General features: G+C 72.1%; 23 protein-coding genes. 16 read left to right on the forward strand and 7 right to left on the reverse strand.

Translation table 11 applies throughout. From position 1 onward, the window contains the following. Positions 1-189 precede the first annotated feature (189 nt). The gene (locus ABZ478_RS36285; protein ID WP_359556561.1) at positions 190-744 is read left to right on the forward strand and encodes an ATP-binding protein; all 555 of its coding nucleotides are present in this window, start codon (positions 190-192) and stop codon (positions 742-744) included. A 28-nt stretch (positions 745-772) separates the two neighbouring features. On the opposite strand, the gene ABZ478_RS36290 is transcribed toward ABZ478_RS36285, so the two are convergent. Then, positions 773-1381, reverse strand: coding sequence for a peroxiredoxin-like family protein (locus ABZ478_RS36290; protein ID WP_359556564.1), 609 nt, complete (start codon positions 1379-1381; stop codon positions 773-775). A 73-nt stretch (positions 1382-1454) separates the two neighbouring features. Here ABZ478_RS36290 and ABZ478_RS36295 point away from each other — a divergent pair, with 73 nt between their 5' ends. Then, positions 1455-2069, forward strand: coding sequence for a TetR/AcrR family transcriptional regulator (locus ABZ478_RS36295; RefSeq protein ID WP_359556567.1), 615 nt, complete (start codon positions 1455-1457; stop codon positions 2067-2069). Between the two features lie 42 nt (positions 2070-2111). Here ABZ478_RS36295 and ABZ478_RS36300 read toward each other — a convergent pair whose 3' ends face one another. Next, positions 2112-3029 (reverse strand): class I SAM-dependent methyltransferase, encoded by a 918-nt coding sequence (locus tag ABZ478_RS36300; RefSeq protein WP_359556570.1) that lies wholly within the window; start codon positions 3027-3029, stop codon positions 2112-2114. Between the two features lie 173 nt (positions 3030-3202). On the opposite strand from ABZ478_RS36300, the gene ABZ478_RS36305 reads away from it, so the two are divergent. Then, positions 3203-4192: a magnesium and cobalt transport protein CorA gene (locus ABZ478_RS36305; RefSeq protein ID WP_359556573.1), complete on the forward strand. Its 990-nt coding sequence runs from the start codon at positions 3203-3205 to the stop codon at positions 4190-4192. Positions 4193-4314: 122 nt separating this feature from the next. On the opposite strand, the gene ABZ478_RS36310 is transcribed toward ABZ478_RS36305, so the two are convergent. Further along, positions 4315-4794 (reverse strand): ATP-binding protein, encoded by a 480-nt coding sequence (locus ABZ478_RS36310; RefSeq protein WP_359556575.1) that lies wholly within the window; start codon positions 4792-4794, stop codon positions 4315-4317. A 175-nt stretch (positions 4795-4969) separates the two neighbouring features. Between ABZ478_RS36310 and ABZ478_RS36315 the strand changes: the two genes are divergently transcribed. The 4 genes from ABZ478_RS36315 to ABZ478_RS36330 all read left to right on the forward strand — a co-directional run bounded on the left by ABZ478_RS36315 (position 4970) and on the right by ABZ478_RS36330 (position 6873). Beyond that, positions 4970-5521 (forward strand): phosphatase PAP2 family protein, encoded by a 552-nt coding sequence (locus ABZ478_RS36315; protein WP_359556657.1) that lies wholly within the window; start codon positions 4970-4972, stop codon positions 5519-5521. 233 nt (positions 5522-5754) lie between these two features. Then, complete coding sequence (locus ABZ478_RS36320; RefSeq protein ID WP_359556577.1) at positions 5755-6126, forward strand: phage holin family protein; 372 nt, start codon at positions 5755-5757, stop codon at positions 6124-6126. Continuing rightward, on the forward strand, positions 6123-6602 hold the full coding sequence (locus ABZ478_RS36325) for a DUF3618 domain-containing protein (RefSeq protein ID WP_359556579.1): 480 nt from the start codon (positions 6123-6125) through the stop codon (positions 6600-6602). Before ABZ478_RS36320 ends, ABZ478_RS36325 begins: the two co-directional genes overlap by 4 nt. A gap of 4 nt (positions 6603-6606) precedes the next feature. Then, complete coding sequence (locus ABZ478_RS36330) at positions 6607-6873, forward strand: DUF4235 domain-containing protein (protein ID WP_359556582.1); 267 nt, start codon at positions 6607-6609, stop codon at positions 6871-6873. Positions 6874-7004: 131 nt separating this feature from the next. On the opposite strand, the gene ABZ478_RS36335 is transcribed toward ABZ478_RS36330, so the two are convergent. Then, positions 7005-7457, reverse strand: coding sequence for an RICIN domain-containing protein (locus ABZ478_RS36335; RefSeq protein ID WP_359556584.1), 453 nt, complete (start codon positions 7455-7457; stop codon positions 7005-7007). A gap of 239 nt (positions 7458-7696) precedes the next feature. Here ABZ478_RS36335 and ABZ478_RS36340 point away from each other — a divergent pair, with 239 nt between their 5' ends. The 4 genes from ABZ478_RS36340 (at position 7697) to ABZ478_RS36355 (ending at position 11356) form a co-directional block, all read left to right on the forward strand. Then, positions 7697-7960, forward strand: a complete 264-nt coding sequence (locus ABZ478_RS36340; RefSeq protein WP_359556659.1) for a hypothetical protein — start codon at positions 7697-7699, stop codon at positions 7958-7960. Between the two features lie 34 nt (positions 7961-7994). Further along, positions 7995-8399: an SRPBCC family protein gene (locus tag ABZ478_RS36345; protein ID WP_359556587.1), complete on the forward strand. Its 405-nt coding sequence runs from the start codon at positions 7995-7997 to the stop codon at positions 8397-8399. 138 nt (positions 8400-8537) lie between these two features. Next, on the forward strand, positions 8538-9464 hold the full coding sequence (locus tag ABZ478_RS36350; RefSeq protein ID WP_359556661.1) for an SDR family oxidoreductase: 927 nt from the start codon (positions 8538-8540) through the stop codon (positions 9462-9464). 197 nt (positions 9465-9661) lie between these two features. Further along, positions 9662-11356 carry an ATP-dependent DNA helicase RecQ gene (locus ABZ478_RS36355; protein ID WP_359556589.1) on the forward strand — a complete coding sequence of 565 codons (1695 nt, stop codon included), beginning with the start codon at positions 9662-9664 and terminating at the stop codon, positions 11354-11356. Here ABZ478_RS36355 and ABZ478_RS36360 read toward each other — a convergent pair. Then, positions 11278-11778: an STAS domain-containing protein gene (locus ABZ478_RS36360; RefSeq protein WP_359556592.1), complete on the reverse strand. Its 501-nt coding sequence runs from the start codon at positions 11776-11778 to the stop codon at positions 11278-11280. The two genes, ABZ478_RS36355 and ABZ478_RS36360, sit on opposite strands and share 79 nt — an antisense overlap. A 148-nt stretch (positions 11779-11926) precedes the next feature. On the opposite strand from ABZ478_RS36360, the gene ABZ478_RS36365 reads away from it, so the two are divergent. The 4 genes from ABZ478_RS36365 (at position 11927) to ABZ478_RS36380 (ending at position 16009) form a co-directional block, all read left to right on the forward strand. Further along, the gene (locus ABZ478_RS36365; protein ID WP_359556594.1) at positions 11927-12256 is read left to right on the forward strand and encodes a helix-turn-helix domain-containing protein; all 330 of its coding nucleotides are present in this window, start codon (positions 11927-11929) and stop codon (positions 12254-12256) included. Positions 12257-12302: 46 nt separating this feature from the next. Beyond that, positions 12303-13109, forward strand: coding sequence for a nitrilase-related carbon-nitrogen hydrolase (locus ABZ478_RS36370; protein ID WP_359556595.1), 807 nt, complete (start codon positions 12303-12305; stop codon positions 13107-13109). Positions 13110-13360: 251 nt separating this feature from the next. Then, a complete protein-coding gene (locus tag ABZ478_RS36375; protein ID WP_359556597.1) occupies positions 13361-14050 on the forward strand; it encodes a hypothetical protein in 690 nt (229 codons plus the stop codon). A gap of 300 nt (positions 14051-14350) precedes the next feature. Further along, positions 14351-16009: an MOSC and FAD-binding oxidoreductase domain-containing protein gene (locus ABZ478_RS36380; protein ID WP_359556600.1), complete on the forward strand. Its 1659-nt coding sequence runs from the start codon at positions 14351-14353 to the stop codon at positions 16007-16009. Positions 16010-16040: 31 nt separating this feature from the next. Here ABZ478_RS36380 and ABZ478_RS36385 read toward each other — a convergent pair whose 3' ends face one another. Further along, the gene (locus ABZ478_RS36385) at positions 16041-16382 is read right to left on the reverse strand and encodes an alpha-amylase (protein ID WP_359556601.1); all 342 of its coding nucleotides are present in this window, start codon (positions 16380-16382) and stop codon (positions 16041-16043) included. Between the two features lie 434 nt (positions 16383-16816). On the opposite strand from ABZ478_RS36385, the gene ABZ478_RS36390 reads away from it, so the two are divergent. Continuing rightward, positions 16817-17242, forward strand: coding sequence for a DUF6003 family protein (locus ABZ478_RS36390; protein WP_359556604.1), 426 nt, complete (start codon positions 16817-16819; stop codon positions 17240-17242). 60 nt (positions 17243-17302) lie between these two features. On the opposite strand, the gene ABZ478_RS36395 is transcribed toward ABZ478_RS36390, so the two are convergent. Continuing rightward, positions 17303-17695, reverse strand: coding sequence for a DUF2267 domain-containing protein (locus ABZ478_RS36395; protein ID WP_359556605.1), 393 nt, complete (start codon positions 17693-17695; stop codon positions 17303-17305). Between the last annotated feature and the right edge of the window lie 85 nt (positions 17696-17780).

Below are 17780 nucleotides of genomic sequence, written 5' to 3' on the forward strand. Positions count from 1 at the left end.
CGGTCCGACAAACGCTCACCCGCAGGCGACTTGACCTGCCCCACCCTCGCCACACCACAACCAACGAACGCAGGACATCTAAGTCACCGGCATTGCGCCTAGTCCGCCACGGCATCACCGACGGGCTGCCCGTCGCCGCCTCCGACGTGCCACCCGGGTTCCAGGGTGTCGAGGAGCGCGTGGAAGGCCTTGTCGGCACGGTCCCAGTGGCCGTCCGCGAGCGGGGCGAGCAGCAGCCCGAAGGAGGCGTCGGTCAGGAGGCAGTGGGCCCTGTGGTCCCGCACGCTGGCACCGTTGCGCCCGCTGGACGCACCCCGCGCACGCGCCTCCGCCTGGGACGCGTCCTGGCCCCTGAAGCAGGAACCGCTCTCCGTGCGCCGGGCCCGGCAGCTGGTCACCGCGCAGCTGTTCGACTGGGCCGTGGCCGAGCTCGGCGACACCGCCGAACTCCTGGTCAGCGAACTCGTCACCAACGCGCTGCGGCACACCCGCGGCCCGCTGAGGCTCAACCTGCGCCTGAGCGACTCCCATCTGCTGTGCGAGGTCGAGGACACCGAGTCCGCCGGCCCCGTGCGCAACGTCGCCGGTCCGGACGCGGAGGGCGGCCGTGGCACCGAGCTGCTGGACCTGCTCGCGCATGCCTGGGGCAGCGTACGGACGGCCACCGGCAAGAGCGTCTGGTTCGCGTTGCACCGGCCGGACGGACCGGCCGGGTCCGAGCGGGCGCGGGTGACGCCCTGGTGACGACGGGGCGCGACAAGCCCCGCGTTGATCAGACGCCCGCCTCCGGCGTCCGCCGCTCGGTGACCTTCGGCGCATCCGCACGGGCCACCAGCTCCAGCAGCTCGTCCACCGACCACTGGTCGTAGGCGTGCTCACCGTACTTGGCGGCGAGCACGCGACCGCCAGGCGCGATGAGGAAGTCGCCGGGGAGTCCGAGCCGGCCGCCGTGCGGGGCGGCGGAGGGCAGACGCTCCCGCCCGCGCACGACGTTCCAGGCCCCGCTGACGACCGCCCACAGGATCGGCCCCCAGACACGGGGGTCGAGCAGCGCACGCGGCGCCCGTTCCACACCGAACTCCGCGTAGAGCCGCCTGTCCGGGTCGGCGACCACCGCGAACGGCAGATCCACTACGTGCGGCGCCAGTTCGTCGGCCGGCGAGTGGAACACCACGACTTCCCGCACGCCGGCGGCCACGATCTCCCGGTGCCGCAGCACCACCGTCCGCAGGTGCAGGTTGCAGACGGGGCACCCGGCGAAGCGCCGGAACTGCAGGTGGATCAGCCGGTCGGGGTCGGGGACGGCTACCCGGTCCCCCGAGACGGCGATGAGATCGCGTCGCTCGACGGCGACTTCGGGCTTTCCCGGGCTGCGGGGCATGCGCGTGCCTCTCTCCGTAGGCGTACGGCGTACGCTCATAAGCGTAGGCGTATGCCGTACGCTGTCAACCGCCATGCCACGTCCGCGCTCACTCACCACCCGTCAGCTCGCCTCGGCCGCCCTCGCCGTCATCGACCGCGACGGTCTCACCGCGCTGTCGATGCGCGCCGTCGCCCAGGAACTGGGCATGAGCACCATGGGGCTCTACCGGTACGTACAGGACCGCGAGGATCTCGAACGGCTGGTCGTCGAACGGGTGCTGAGCGATGTGGACACCGGCCTGCCGGACTCCGGCGCGTCATGGCGTGACGACGTCGAGGTCATGGCACGGCGCCTGCGCGACACCATGGGCGCCCATCCGGAGGTCATCCCCCTCACCGTGGTCCACCGGCACCGCTCCCCCGCCGGCCTGCGCTGGTCGGAATCCGTGCTCGCCATCCTCACCACGGCCGGAATCAGCGGCGAGCGGCGCGTCATCGCCCTGCGCGCCCTGCTCGGTTACCTCATCGGAGCCATCCAGCTCGAGCATCTGGGGCCGCTGGCCGGGCCGGGAACCACAGCCATCACCCGGCTCCCGCCCACCGACTTCCCCCACATGGCCGAAACCGCCCGCACGGCCCAGCACATGGATGCCGACCGGGAGTTCCTCGGCGGCCTCCGGCTTCTGCTCGACGGGCTCGACGGGTGACCCAGCCGCGCTCACGCGTGCGAGCCGGTCACGGCTGTGCCGTCAGGGGCTCTCCGCCACGGCGACGCGCCCTGAGCGCAGGGATGTCCACCTCCGCGCCGGGCTGCCGAGGGTATGTGCGAGGGCGAGGAGGTCGTCGTCCGACACCACTCGCAGGCCGTACTCCGCGAGCAGCGCGGCCATCCGCCGGGGCCTCCACAGCGAGCGCCACGGTTCGCCCGAGGTGACGGAACCGCCGAGCACGCGTGCCAGCAGCCGCCCCGCGGCCGCCCTCGCCGACGGCGCCTGATAGTTCACGACGAGTGCGCTGCCCGGAACCGTCCGCGCGGCGAGCGCGGCGACCGTGGCGCGCACCTCGTCGCGGGTGAGGTACGGGACGACGCCCTCCCACAGCCATGTCGTCGGCGCGGACGGGTCGTGCCCCGCGGCGTCCAGCGCCGCGCCGAGATCGTCGACGGCGAGATCGACCGGCGTGAACCGCACGGAACGGGCGACGGCCGCCGGCCCGGCAGCGACGGGACCGTCCTCGTCCGGCCCTCGCCGCGCCGGCGCGGCCTCGGCGAGGCGGGCGCACTTGTCCTGCTGGGAGGCCGGATGATCGACCTCCCACACATCCGTCCCCGGGAGTCCGGGCAGACGCCACGCACGCGTGTCCAGGCCGGCGCCGAGGATCACGAGCTGGCCGGTCATGCGGGCGCGCAGTGCCTCGTCGATCGCGACCGTCCGCGGCACGACCACCTCGGCGCACGCCCGCACAGTCTCGTAGGCGAGGCGCTCCTGCCGGCCCTCCGGTGGAGTCTTCGCGCGCACCTCGTCCACCGCCTCGCGTTCCGCGACGCGCAGCAGCCCCACCGCCACCGGATCCGCGAAGCGGTCCGTGGCGGCCCTCCCGTGCGCGGCCGCGCGCCCCTGGCAGACCAGCACCGCCGTCCGGCTCGCCGTACGCCCACTCCCGCTCATGGAGCCATATTCAACACCAGCGAGTCCGTGCGCCACATCCATTGTCGGTTCCAGCGGACGGCGTGGGACAGACCCACGTCCTGGGGGTCGTTGATGCCGCACTCGCCGACGGTAGTGCCGCCGATTCGGGGTCCGGGCGCATGAAATGGGGTGGCGGAAGCACTCGCAAGAGCATGGAGTGCGTGATCTACCAGGAGAAGACCGGTGAGGGCGAGCCCATCGACTGCGGACAGGCGGACGGCGGATGCGAGGCCGCCCTGGACCGGCTGGCCGTGCTGAAGCCGGATGAGTTCGCCTGGGTTCGTATGGACGAGCCCAGTGAGGAGGAGTTGCGGAGGCTGAGCGAGTATCTGCCGCTGCACCCTCTTGCCATCGAGGACGCGGTGCAGGCCCGGCAGCGGCCCAAGCAGGAGCGGTACGGCGACGTGCTGGCGGTCGCGGTGAAGACGTTGTGGTTCGTCGAGCGCACCGCGGACGTGGAGACCGGCGAGGTGATGATCTTCCTTGGTCCGTCCTTCGCGCTGACCGTGCGGCACGGTACGGACGATCCCACGGTGGAGGCCGCGCGGCGGCTCACGGAGCAGCCTGAAATGGCCCGGCTCGGACCCGTCGGTGTCCTGCACTCGGTCACCGATGTGATCGTCGACGCCTACGCCCAGGCCGCCGTCCAAGTACGCACGGACCTGACGGAACTGGAGCGGTGCGTGTTCTCGCCTGCCCGCGACGACCTGACCGAACAGATCTACTCGCTCAAGCGTGAGGTGGTGGAGTTCCGCGACGCCGTCCAGCCGCTGGTGCCGGTCATGGAGCCCTTCACCACGCCGCGGGACGGCTGGCCGAGGCAGGTCGTGCCGTACTTCCGCGACGTCACCGATCACCTCGCCCGCACCGACGCCGAGGTCCGTGCCCTGGACGACCTGCTCGGCTCCGTCCTGGACGCCCATCTGGCGAAGGTCGGCACCTGGCAGAACGACGACATGCGCCGCATCAGCGCGTGGGCGGCCATCTTCGCCGTCCCCACCATGGTCGCCGGCATCTACGGCATGAACTTCGCCCACATGCCCGAACTCGACTGGCGCTACGGCTACCCGTGCGCGCTCGGCGTGATGGTGGTCGGGGCGGGACTGCTGTACCGGGTCTTCCGCCGCAACGGCTGGCTGTGACGGCGACCGGCACTGGTCGCCGGGCGCCGGGCGCCGCGCGCCGTACTCCCGGCCGGCACACGCGGCGCACACGGTTCGCCGGAGCCGGGTCAGGGCCGTGCTCACGTCCCGCCCCAGTCGTTCTACTGGGGCGGGCGTCCGGAGACGGCACCGCCGGGGTCGTCGAGCAGAGCGATGCGGGCCGTGACGCGTTTGCCGACCGGCTCCCGCTGCGCCTCGAAGCCCTGGGCGACGGCCATCACGATCTCCAGTCCGTGCTGGCCCACCCGGCCGGCGTCCGCGGCCCTGGCCATGGGCAGCTCCGGGTCGGAGTCCCACACCATGACCTCGACCGTGTCGCCGGTGATGCGCAGGTCGAGCAGTACCGGACCGGGGGCGTACTTCCGGGCGTTGGTGACCAGCTCGCTGACCACCAACTGGGCCAGGTCCATGGCGCGCTGGGAGACCGGGATCCCGTGCTCGGTCTGGACACGGGTGAGGAAGTCGACGGCCAGATGGCGGGCCTGAGCGATGTCCGTGCCGTCACCGTCCAGGGCGACCGTGGTCTGTACGGCCCACTCGCCCGGCGTGATGCCGTCCTCGCCCACAGGCAATGATTCCATCGCGGCCACCTTCTGCACCCCGTTTGTCCCTCGCGCGTATACCCGCGTCGACAAGAGTGACGCCGGATACCCCTGTGTCGGATCCGTCTCACCGTCACATCAGCCGTCACAGGCCGGCCACCACCCCCGCGAACGCCCCGGCATGGAGCGCCGCTACCGGGGATACCTGCTGTTCATGATGCTGTTGGCGAGGTTGCGTAGGACTGATCGGCGGCTGACCCAGAGAATCGCCGCGTGCGCCACACCGGGTGTGCACCGGACGCTGTCGGCGGTGGAGGAGTGCGCGGAGAGCACCAAGCTGTGGTGCGGCGCGGCGGTGGTCATGGCCGCCACCGGGGGCCGGCGCGGGCGCCGCGCCGCCGGGGCCGGTCTGGCGGCGCTGATCGTGGCTCAGTTGGTCTCCAACGGGTTGTGCAAACAGCTGTCGGACCGGCCCCGGCCACCGAAGGAATGGATTCCGCACGACGAGGTGGAGGACCGGCCCGAGTCCTCCTCGTTCCCCTCCGGACACACCGCGGCCGCCGCGGCGTTCACGGCCGCCGTCCTTCCGACATGCCCGCCGGCGGGCTTCCTGTGTGCGGTTCCCGCCGCGCTGGTGGCGTTCGAGCGCGTGCAGAGCGGGGCCCACTATCCCAGCGACGTCGCGGCCGGCGCCGCGATCGGCCTGGCCGCCGCCTGGTTCGTCCGTCGCGGCCCCCGGTCGGCGGCGCGGTGGCTGCTGCCGTAGCCGCCTCCTGCCGGGAGCCGCCGGCGGACCGTGTCGTGCCTGCCGCCCCGCGTGCGCGGCAATGGAGCGAAACAGGTGCCCTGAACTGGCCCGTTCGGGGTACCCGCGCGCTCACCGGGGGCGCCGCGGTGCGCTTTCCGGAGGACGGAACCAGTACGGAGGAGGTGATCGCCTTGTCGTCCAGTACGCAGCCGCGTCAGGGCCCGGGCCATGAGACGGCGGGGTCCGAGCCCGTGGGTGAGCTCGTGCAGCGCGCCTCGCAGCAGTTGACTGAACTGGTGCGCGGCGAACTGCGGTTGGCCCAGGCGGAGATGAAGGAGAAGGGCAGGAAGTACGGCAAGGGCGGCGGGCTGTTCGGCGGCGCCGGCCTGGTCGGGTTCCTGATGCTTCAGGCCATGGTGGCCACCGCGATCGCCGGGCTGGCGGTGGCGCTGCCGGTGTGGGCAGCGGGCCTCATCGTGACCGCGGTCCTCGCGGTGGTCGTGGCGGTGATGGCGCTGACCGGGAAGAAGGAGTTCGCCGAGGCCGCGCCGCCCGCGCCCGAGGCGACGATCGAGAACGTGAAGGCCGACGTGGCCGAGATCAAGGAGAGTGCGCACCGATGACCCAGCCGCCTCACGACGAGCCGACCGCCGAGACCCCCGAGGAGCTGCGCGAGCAGGTGGAGCACACGCGCCAGGAACTCGGAGACACGGTGGAGGCGCTCGCGGCCAAGACGGACGTGAAGGCCCGTACCAAGGAGAAGGCCGCGGAGGTCAAGGAGCAAGCAGCCGTCAAGGCGGGCGAGTTGAAGGAGCAGGCGGTGCTCAGGGCCGAGCAGGCCAGGACCGCGGCCGCCCAGGCGGTGTCACGGGTGCAGGACAAGCTGCCCGACCCGGTCAGGGAACAGGCCGCGCAGGTGGCCGGGCAGGCACGGGTGAAGGCCGCCCAGGCCGGCCAGGTCTGGGACGAGAAGGTGCCCGAGCCGGTGCGGGCCAGGACGGCCCAGGGCGCGCGGATGGCGCGGGACAACCGCGGTCTGGTGCTCGCCGCCGCGGGAGCGGTTGCCGTGGTGTGGCTGATGTGCCGTCGGAAGGGGTGACGCGGTGAAGGCATCCAAGATCGCCTACAAGCCAGTCGGTCTCACGCTGGGCGCCGTCAGCGGCATGCTGGCCGGTGGCCTGTTCAAACAGGCGTGGAAAGTGCTCGGTCATGACGAGGACGCCCCTGACGCCACGGACGAGGACCGCGGCTGGAGCGAGGTCCTGCTCGCCGCGACGCTGCAGGGTGCGATCTTCGCGGGCGTAAAGGCTGCCGTGGACCGTGCGGGAGCCGTCGCCACTCGCCGGCTGACCGGTGCCTGGCCGGGATGAACCGCATCGAGGAGGCGGGGCCGGTGAGTTGTGCCGGCCCCGCCTTCCCGAGTTCTGAGAAGGCCTCGTCCGGTCGCGACGGGCCCGTGCGTGGGCCCGCTCCGGAGAGGCGTCGGAAGGTGCCGGACGGATCAGGAGAACCTGAGCGACCAGCGTTGCGAGGGGCCTCCGGTGCAGGTCGCGGTCGAGACGCGGTCGTTCGCCATGCGCGCGAGGCACTTGCGGCTGACCATGTTCCTGATCAGCGCGGGCTTGGTCTCGTCGATCTGCCAGAGTGCCGCGTCGTCGGCGGCGGCGCAGGGCTTCATGGTCAGCTGGTCGTTGCGCAACGTGAGGCACAGCCTGGTCGCCTGCTGGCGCAGCGCCGTGTACTCGTAGTCGTCGTTCCAGTACCACCTCTGGTAAGAGGTGCCGTTGCAGTTGAAGACGTACGGGCCGTAGTCGGCCCGGAAGTCCAGGCACGGATGGTCCGTGGCCTGGTTCACGAAGTTGGACAGCACCGGCGTGGCGTTCGCCGGTGCGCCGCTCAGGCTGACCGCGAGCACCGCGCCCGCTCCCGCGGCCGCCAGCTTTGTCAAAAGCATGAGTCCCCCTTTGCAACCGACACTTCTGAGGGATGGTAGGCGTCGCCGTGCTCACGGACCCTCGTCTACACGGAATCGGCACTCGTTCGGGCGGCGCGCCAGGCGTGCACGGCACTTCGCGCCGGGACGTGCCCCGTCCCGGCGCACCCGTGCGCCCGCCGGGAGATGCGGTCGGGCCGGCGCCCCGCGATGGTGGAAGCGCTGAGCACCATCACCGGGACACGATGAGGAATGTGCGCATGGACAAGTCGAAGCTCACCGAACTGACCGCCCGCCGCCAGGCCGAACGCGCGGGCGGCGGTGATCTCGCCGCGGACGACATCGGACGGATTTTCGACACTCTCTTCGGCACGGTGGAGCACGCGGGGACGATCGCCGAGGCGCTCAAGGCCCATGAGACGGTCACCCTGGGCAGCTTCGGCAGCTTTCACGTCGCCGACGGCGCGGCCTCGTTCCGGCCCGGCAAGGCGCTCACCGAGTACTTGCAGGATCGGACCGGATGAGGACGAGCACCGCACGCGTGGTCACCCCGGCACGGTGCCCCGCGGATCCGTCATGGGGCGGCTGACCCTGCGGGCCACGGGTCCGGCCCGCCCCGAGGCGGTCTGGCGGCGCTACGCGTGCGTCGACCAGTGGGCGTCGTGGTCCCCGCAGATCAGGGCTGTGCACACCGCCGGTCGGAGGCTGACCGCCGGGATGAGCGGGACGGTGGAGTCGGTGGTGGGCCTCCGTGTCGCGTTCGTCGTCGATTCCGTCGACGACGACCACCACATCTGGACTTGGCGGGTCCGGCTCGGGGCGGCCGGCCTCCGCCTGCGTCACGACGTGCGGGGGCACGCGGACGGCAGCACGACGAGCCTGACGATGCACGGCCCGTGGCTGGTCGTGCTGGGCTATGCCCCACTTGCTCGACTGGCCCTGCGCCGCCTGGTGCGGCCTTGACCACGGACGCCGGAACGCACGCCGCCGCTTCCCCCGGACGGACGAAGCGGCGCGGACCCGGCCGTCTCGACCGGGTAAGGGAGCCGGGACGGCGCCGTCCGTCTCCGCCTATGGGAACGAGGGCCGGCAGTGCGTGAGATCTTCGTCGCGGCCGGGCGCCGCCCTGGCGCCGACGCACCGCTGCGCGGGCGGGTCGCGGTCGTGACCGGGGCCGCGCGGGGAGTGGGTGAGGCCCTGGCACGGCGCCTTTCCGACGCCGGGATGAGCGTGGCCCTGCTCGGGCGCGAGGCGGAGACCCTTCACCGGGCGGCCGGCCCCTTGCCGAACCGGACCATCTGCGTCGAGGCCGATGTCACCGACCGTGCCGCGCTCGAGAGCGCCGCCGGCCGGGTGGAGCGGGAGCTGGGCCCGGCGAGCGTGGTCGTGGCAAACGCCGGTATCGCGGCCGGTGGCCCGTTCGCCGACACTCCGGCGGAGCTGTGGCAGCGGGTCGTCGACGTCAATCTCGTCGGCGCCGCCAACACCGCCAGAGCCTTCCTCGCTCAATTGGCGCGCACCCAGGGCTACTTCCTCCAGATCGCCTCCACGGCCGCCTTCGGCTCCGCTCCCATGATGAGCGCCTACTGCGCCTCCAAGGCCGGTGCGGAATCGTTCGCCCTGGCGCTGCGCGGCGAGGTCGGACCCGACCACATCGGCGTGGGTGTCGCCTACCTGCACTGGACCGGCACCGACATGGTCGCCGGTATCGACGAGCACCCCGTCCTGAGTGCCCTGCGCCGCAACCAGCCCCGCTTCGCGCGCCGCGTCCACACTCCCGACCAGGTCGCCGACCGGCTCGCCTCCGGCATCGCCCGTCGTGCCCACTCCGTCTACGCCCCGCCCTGGCTGCGCTGGTGCCAGCCGCTGCGGCCGCTCTTCCCGGCGGTCGTCGCCCGGATCACCCGACGCGAGCTGCGGCGCCACTCCCCCTCCGAGCTGGCGGCCGATCTCGGCGTCCTGGGCGCCGGTGGCCGCGCCGACTGGGACGCCTACCGGTCCGCCGACCGCCCACCCGGCCAGCCGTAGGGCCGCGCGCGGCCGGGTCACCGGTCATTCCGGCGCGCAGGACGACCGGGCAGCGGGCAGCTGGTGCGCCCGGACGCCGATGTCATGGCCTCGCCCAGTCGCCGGCCCCGCGTTTGCGGGGACCGCACCAGGTGACCCGGAGCAGCGCCGCGTCGAGCGGCGCACCGAGGATCGCCGGATGGGATGGGCTCCGCGCCATGAGCGATGAAGGACGACGCAGGGGCGGACGGCCGACCCGGCGGCTGCGGGAGACGGCGGCCGAGGTGTTCGGCTGGGACGAGCTGCGTCCGGAGCAGCTCACCGCCATGCGGTGGGTGCTGGAGGGGCGGGACGCCCTCGTCGTCATGCCGACCGGATCCGGCAAGTCCGCCGTGTACCAGGTTCCCGCTCTGCTGCTGCCCCGGCCGGTGGTGGTCGTGTCGCCCCTGCTCGCGCTGCAGCGGGACCAGATCGCCGGGCTGCCCGGTGGCGAGAGCGGTCCGGGCGCCGTGGCCGTGAACTCCGACCTCAGCGCGGGCGAGGCCGACGCCGCCTGGGAAGCGGTCCGGGACGGCGCCGCGCGGTACGTCTACCTGTCCCCCGAGCAACTTGCCAACGACCAGGTCGTGCGGCGGCTGGCCGAGGTGCGCCCCAGCCTCTTCGTGGTGGACGAGGCCCAGTGCGTGTCGTCCTGGGGGCATGACTTCCGGCCCGACTACCTGCGCCTCGGCCAGGCGGCACGGCGTCTGGGCCGGCCGCCCGTGCTCGCGCTCACCGCGACCGCCGCCCCTCCGGTACGGCAGGACATCGTCGAACGGCTGGACATGGACCGGCCGCGGCAGCTCGTCACCGGATTCGACCGCCCCAACATCAGACTCGAGGCCCGCCGCCATCTGGACGACGCCGAGCGCCGGCGCGTGGTCGTCGAGGAGGCGGCCGCCGCTCCGAAGCCGGGCATCGTCTACGCGGCGACACGGAAGGACAGCGAGTCGTACGCCGCGGAGCTGGCCTCGCTCGGGTTCGCCGCCGAGGCGTACCACGCGGGCCTGCGCGCCGCCGAACGCCGACGCGTGCACGAGGCGTTCCTGGCGGGCGACTCGGACGTCGTGGTGGCCACCTCGGCCTTCGGCATGGGGATCGACAAGGAGAACGTCCGGTTCGTGCTGCACGCCTCCCTCCCCGGCTCCCTGGACGCCTACTACCAGGAGATCGGGCGCTGCGGCCGCGACGGGCGGCCCGCCCTCGCCGTACTGCACTACCGGGCCGAGGACACGGGGATGCAGGCGTACTTCAGCAGCCGCACGGTCAGGCCGGAATCCGTGGGCGCGGTCGCGCGGGCGGTCCACGACAGCTCCGGTGACCCCCCGGGCCTCGATGAACTGCGCCGCGACGTCGGCATGTCCCGCGCCCGGGTCACCACGGCCGTGAACCTGCTGGAGGAAGCCGGTGCCGTGGTCACGGACGTCTCGGGCGCCGTCCGGCCGGCCTCCGGCATGAAGCCTTCGAGTGCGGTGCGCCGGGCCGCGGACAGCGCGGAGGCCCACAAGCGGATGGACCGGTCGAGGGTGGACATGGCCCGGGCGTACGCCGAGGCGACCGGCTGCCGGCGGCGCTTCCTCCTCGGCTACTTCGGCGAGCAGTACGAGTCGGCGTGCGGCAACTGCGACGTGTGCGACGAGCGGGAGTCCCGTGGCGATGACGGGGCGCGTGCCGAGCGGCCGTCGCACGTCGGCGCGTATCCGGCCGGGGCCCCGGTGCGGCACGCCCGGTGGGGCCGCGGCACCGTGCTGAGTGAGGACGGGGACCGCATCACCGTGCTCTTCGACGAGGTCGGCTACCGGACGCTCTCCCTGGACGCCCTGGCCGGCCGGGAGCGGCTGCTCACGGTGGTATGTGAGCCCGGCGAGCAGTGACCGGCGGCCGGGTGGCGCTCTTCCGCGGCCGGCCGAGACTGCCCCGGGTGGCACGAGTGCGGGGCGGTGAACAGCTCCCGGGCCCCGACGAGGTCGAGCAGCCGCTCGACGGCCGGGCCGACGGCACGGATCGTGATCGTCTTGCCCTGGCGGAGGGCATGCTGCCGCAGCTCCAGCAGGACGCTGAGGCCGGCACAGTCGCAGAAGCCGAGCCTGCTCAGGTCCAGGTCGAGGCCGCAGGCCGAGTCGGCGAGCGCGGTGTGCAACTGGCGGTGCAGATACCGGCCGGCGTTGAGGTCGAGCTCCCCGCGGACCGTCACACGAGTGCGGCATCCGCTCGACGCGTAGGTGGCGACCACCAGGCCGGGCGGCACCGAACCACGGGCGTCGTCCGCGCCCGCTGCGGGGCGGCCCCGCGTCATGAGGGGCTTTCCGTGATGGGCCGGCTCGTACATGGCTCCCTCCGTCATCCGCTCGACGCCTTGCTCGAGATCCAAAGTACGCCAATCGATGCCTGAAAAAAAGTACGTGTTTTTGGATGCCTGAAGCATCGCACCGTAAACTTGAAACATGGATGGAGTGCCCGAGCCACACAGCGGATGGACGTTCCTGACGAACCATGCCCGCGTACTGGCTGCCATCGCGGACAACCACAACGCCCGCATCCGCGATATCGCCGCCCACTGCCGGCTCACCGAGCGCGCGGTGCAGAAGATCATCACCGACCTGGAGCAGGACGGATACCTCTCCCACACCCGGCAGGGACGCAGCAACGCCTACCGGATCGACCCGACCAGGGTCCTGCGGCACCCGGCGGAGGCCGGGATCGGGCTGACCGTGGCCTCGCTGCTGTCGCTGCTCGCCCAGGACGAAGCGGACCGAACGGTGAACACTGACTAGACGGGTTCACTCGGACCACGCGGGAACGGTCCCGGAGGTGACAGCCATGCGCGCTTCGCTGATACAGCTGTCCGTGGACTCGTCGGACTCCGCCGACGAGCGCCGCCACAGAGCGGCTTCCCTGGCCGGCGGCCGCAAGGGTGACGATCTGGTGGTGCTGCCGGAGCTGTGGGCGGCCGGCGCCTGGTCGTACGACGGCTGGGAGCACGACGCCGAAGGGGTCGACGGCCCGACGGCGCGGGCCATGTCCGCCGCCGCCCGCCGGGCCCGGGTGTGGCTCCACGCCGGCTCGATCGTGGAGCGGAACGGGGACGGGACGCTGTACAACACCGCTCTCCTCTTCGACCGGGACGGCGAACTGCGCGGCCGCTACCGCAAGATCCATCGCTACGGCTTCGACACCGGCGAGGCGACCCTGATGGGCGGCGGTGCGGACATCGTCACCGTGCCGACCGACTTCGGTGTGGTCGGCCTCGCCATCTGCTACGACCTCCGCTTTCCCGAGCTCTTCCGGGGCCTGCTCGATGCGGGCGCGGAGCTGATCGTGGTCCCCGCGGCATGGCCCGCGGCCCGCCTCGGCCACTGGCAACTCCTCACGCGCACCCGGGCCCTGGAGGAGCAGGTGTTCCTCCTGGCCTGCTGCGCGGCGGGCACGCACGCCGGTATGCGGCAGGCCGGACACAGCGTGGCCGTCGACCCGTGGGGAACCGTCCTCGGTGCGGCAGGCACCGAGGAGGAGACACTGACGGTGGACTTCGACATGACCCGGGTCGCCGGGATCCGCTCCGAACTCCCCGTCCTGCGCGATCGCGTCCTGGGCATCGAGGCTCCCGAAAGGCCTCGAATCCGCTGACGGGCCGCGGGCGGGGCACCGCCGGCGGACCGGCGTCGACCGGGCGTGGCCGATCACGACGGGATCCGATTCGGCCATTGCGGCAGCGCGTCGCTCACAGGGCGGAGGCCGGAATCACCCGGGACGGCCGTCCGGCGCGTCCACATCTTTCTGCCAAGTTTCCTGTGACGGCCCCAAAGCCGCGGGCCCTGAACGTTAGGTTTCCCGTCCGAGAGCGCCCGGAAGGGCGACTCCACCGGAAGGAACGGGATTTGCGCACTCGGTACGCCCTCTTCGTGATGCTCGCCGCCGCTGGGCTCGTCGCGAACGGCCCCACCGCCCTGGCCGTCGAGAAGGACGCGAGGCCCGCGGCCCGTCCGTGCGGACCGCTGCGGCTGACGAGTTCACTGCCGGAGCCCCCCGCGGGCATGGCGGTCCAGCAGGACGTCTCGGTCGGAGCGGACTGCGCCCCGCGGCTCGGCGCGGTGCGGCTGGTGCCGGTCGACCGGGCCAGGAGCGGCATCCCGGAGGGACGACGGCCCACCGCGACCAGCACGACGGACGGCTCCCATCACGTGTCGAGCTGGAACGAGATGTACGACTGCTGCAACATCCGGATGACCGGTCTGTACACGACGTCCGACTGGACCACCGGCGGCAGCCGGGTCGTCAGCGCCGCCACCGATGCCACCGAGCAGCACAACCGGGAGCCCTGGAACGCCGGTTGGTCCGCGGCATCGGCCGCGCACGGCACCGACTGCACCGCCGACTGCGCGGACTCCCGCTCCGAGGCGCACGCGGACTTCACCTACCGGGGCATCTTCGACGCGACCGGGAACTGGTACGCCAACAGCCACCACTCCTACGTGGGCCTCCATGCCGACGGCACCGTCACCTGCCGATTCGACGTGGTGCTGCGGCACACCTTCGTCGGCTGGAACTGGCGGCACGGCTGCGCCTGACCCGCCCCGAGAGCCGGTCGCACGGCCGAGGTGTCAGCGGTGGTTCAGCACGTCGGCGGAGTCATGCCGGGCGCAGGCCTCGTGCCGCGCATGCGTCGATGGCGGGACGCGCGAGCCGGAACTAGTATCGGTCGCGGCGCGCCCCCAGCGCCGTCAGCGACTGCCCCTGGCCTGCCGCTCCGCAGGAGGTCCGCCATGGCGACGCTGCTGTCCGTCAACACAGGCAAGCCCGAAGACGTCTCCTGGCAGGGCAGAACCGTTCACACCGGGGCATGGAAATCCGCCGTGCGGGGACCTCGAATGGTTCGTCGGCTGAACATCGAGGGGGACGGCCAGGGGGACCTGGCGGGTCACGGTGGCGAGATGCGCGCCGTACTCGTCTACCAGCTGCAGTCCTACCAGTACTGGCGGGACGAGCTCGGCCGTGACGACCTGGTCTTCGGCATGTTCGGGGAGAACTTCACCGTCGACGGTCTGCCCGACCACGAGGTGTGCATCGGCGACCGGTATCGCATCGGCGAAGCCGAGTTCGAAGTCACCCAGCCTCGTGTCACCTGCTATCGAGTCGGCATGCGCCTGGGTGAACCCGCCATGGCCGCCCTCCTGGTCGCGCACCACCGTCCCGGCTTCTACCTGCGGGTCATCACCGAGGGGCACGTCCAGGCCGGCGACGACATCCTGCTCGTCCGCAAGGGCCCGGAGGAACTCAGTGTCGCCGACACCGACGCGCTGCTCTACCTCCCCGACCGCGATCCCGCGAAGCTGCGCAGGGCACTGAACATCCCCGCGCTGAGTCCCGGATGGCAGCGGTCCTTCCGCGAACTCGCCGACGCTCCGCCACCCGGGCGGCAAACGGGACCGCCGGGCGAGCACGCCGGTGCGCGGCGCCCCGCGGAGGCCTCGGGGTGGCCCGGCTTCAAGCGCATGCGCGTGGCCCGTATCGTGCCCGAGACCCCCGCCATCTCCTCGGTCTACCTGGACAGTGCTGACGGCACTCCCCTGCCCGGGGCCCGCGCGGGCCAGTATCTCTCCGTCCGGGTCCCGATCGGCGATGCCGGACCGGTGGTGCGCAGTTACTCGCTCTCCTCCGCGCCCACGGCCCGCTTCTACCGCATCAGCGTCAAGCACGAGCCGCACGGGAGGCTCAGCGGCTACATCCATGCCGTGCTCCGGCCGGGGGACCTTGTGGACGTCGCGAGCCCGCGCGGGTCGTTCGTGCTCGCCCGGAGCACGCGGCCGATCGTCCTCGCCTCCGCGGGCATCGGCGCGACCCCTCTGCTGGCCATGCTGCACCAACTCGCCGACGCACGGGATCCCCGTCCCGTCTGGTGGATCCACACCGCCCGCGACCGCGCCCACCACGCTTTCGCGGAGGAGACCCGCACGCTCCTGGCACAGCTCCCCTACGCGCGCGAGCACATCCACTACACCGCGGCCACGGCCTCGCGTCCCGACGAACCCGGATTCACCCGGGGCCGTCCCACCGCACGGTCACTGGGGGCCATGGGCATCCCCGCCGACGCCGACGCCTATCTCTGCGGACCGCTCGCCTTCATGGACGACCTCAGCGGCTTCCTGCGCGATCACGGCCTGCGAGCCGAGCGGATCCACACCGAGCGGTTCGGCGCCCTGCCCGCCATCAATCCGGGCGTGACAGCCGCTGCCGCGGTCCGGCCGCACCAGCCGCCCGGCCCTGCCGGCACGGGCCCGCTCGTCACCTTCGCGCGGAGCGCGATGAGCACCCGGTGGTCACCGGTTCACGCCTCGCTCCTCGGGCTCGCAGAGGCCTGCGACATCCCCACCCGCTGGTCCTGCCGCACCGGCGTCTGCCACACGTGCGTCACCCCCCTCATGGCCGGCGACATCACGTACACCACCCAGCCCCTGGAGCTCCCCGAGGCCGGCACCGTCCTCGTCTGCTGCAGCGCTCCGATCAGTGAGGTGGTCCTCGATCTGTAGTCGGCCGGCCGTCCCGGAAACCGGGACACCGTCACGAAGGCTCACACGTCTCGAGGTGGTCGGCGCGACCGTGCGGGCCGAGGTATCCCTCACCGACCGTCCTGACCGTGAGTGGCGCGAGCGTGGAGCACAGGCTTGCCGAGCCGTCCTGGTAGACGACCATCACACTCGTCGAGCCGGCACAGTCGTTGGCGGCTTGCGTGTACCGCCAGCTCTGGTACATCGCTACGCAGGACGGGGCGGCCTCAGCCCTCCCGGGCGCGGCCGCGCCCGGCACCGCGAGGAGGATGGGAAGGGTCAGAGAAGCTGCACAGACAGCCGTCAGAATCCCGCCCGGGGACAACTTTCGCGTGCCTTCGCTCCTGGGTTCCATGCCGGGGAGCCTCGCAATGACACGGCACCCGACGCAACGCGCCGGATGTCTTCCGGGCAGCACCGTCTTTCCTCGACGAAGCGCTGTGACCTGGAGGAAGAGCACGCTCCGGTCACCGTCGGCGGAGAACGCGCTTCAACCACTTCGGTGCAGGGCGAGGGAGTCGTCCTCGTCTCGGCAGGCAGCGGCCCGCCGTCGGCGGTGGGGCGGTCCGCCGTCTGAAAGAGGTCGTCCTCGCGTTTTGACCTGTATCGGCCGTCACCGCACCGGACCACCCTGGGTGAGCCTCGGCGGCCAGGTGGCGGTCTGCGATGCGCACACGCGAGCGGTCCGCCAGTCTCCGGAGTGAGTGAGTGATGGCGATGCGGGCAGACCGAGTGGGGAGGGGATAGGGATGGGGTCCCTGCCCAGCTGGTGTGAGAGAGGTGCCGTCCATGGCCGACGAGGCCCTGCTGTTCGTTCTCCCGGAGCGTCATCCGCGTCTGGGTGCGGCCTTGTCCGCGGTCGGCGAGTTGGAGTGTGCCGACAGCCCCGCGGTGCTGGGCTGGCTGCACGCCCACGGGATCCCCGCCTCCTCCGAGCACGTCAGGATCCTGCCCGCCGGAGCCGAGGTGCTCGTTCCGGAGGAGGCGGAGCGGCTGCCGGTCCCCCTCAGCGAGGAGGAGACACTGCGGGTCGAGCACGCCTGTGCGCCCCGGTCCGTGACGGACCTGGAGTCCGAGCTGCTGACTTTCCGGGACACCACCCAGGACTGGCAGTCGCTGGTCCACCGCGCCCTCACCGCCGGTATCCCCGCGCCGCGCATCGCGCAGCTCACCGGGCTGGATCCGCGGGACATCGTCCAGGCCGTCGGCGACTGACCGGGCGGCCCGGCGCGGAGCACGCGGTGCCTGTGCGGGCGAGCGGGCCGCCCAGGCCGGTCAGCCGGGGTCCGTGCGGCCGAACAGGCCCGCGTGGCCCGGCGGCAGCTGTGTGAGGAGGCGGCGCAGCAGTGCGTGGTCCGCCACCTCGGCCAGCGTGGGCAGTACGGCGTCGATCTCGCGTCTGGCCTCGGCGAGGTCCTCGTGGCTGCGGTCGGCCACGGCCTCGACGAACGACGCGGGTGTCAGGGGTTCGCTGGCCGGCTCGCTCGCGGTCAGCAGTGCTCCGCAGCCTCCGGGCAGGAGCGCGGCCAGGTCCGTGCGGTCGTCGCCCACGAGGTGGGCGCCGAGGACCTCCAGGACGTTCCGCACGGCCCTGGCCCCCTGTTGGGGTCTGTCGTAGCCGGCGCGTTCGTTGACCTGGGTGAGGAAGGTGTCCAGAGTCCAGTTCATGACGGCCTCCTGTCGTGGTTCCCGCTGTCGTGGTTCTCTTCGCCGCGGCGGCCGGGGCGGTCCGGTCGCCGTGTCTTCACGAAGC

Source organism: Streptomyces sp. NPDC005706, from assembly GCF_040631045.1.
Lineage (GTDB): Bacteria > Actinomycetota > Actinomycetes > Streptomycetales > Streptomycetaceae > Streptomyces.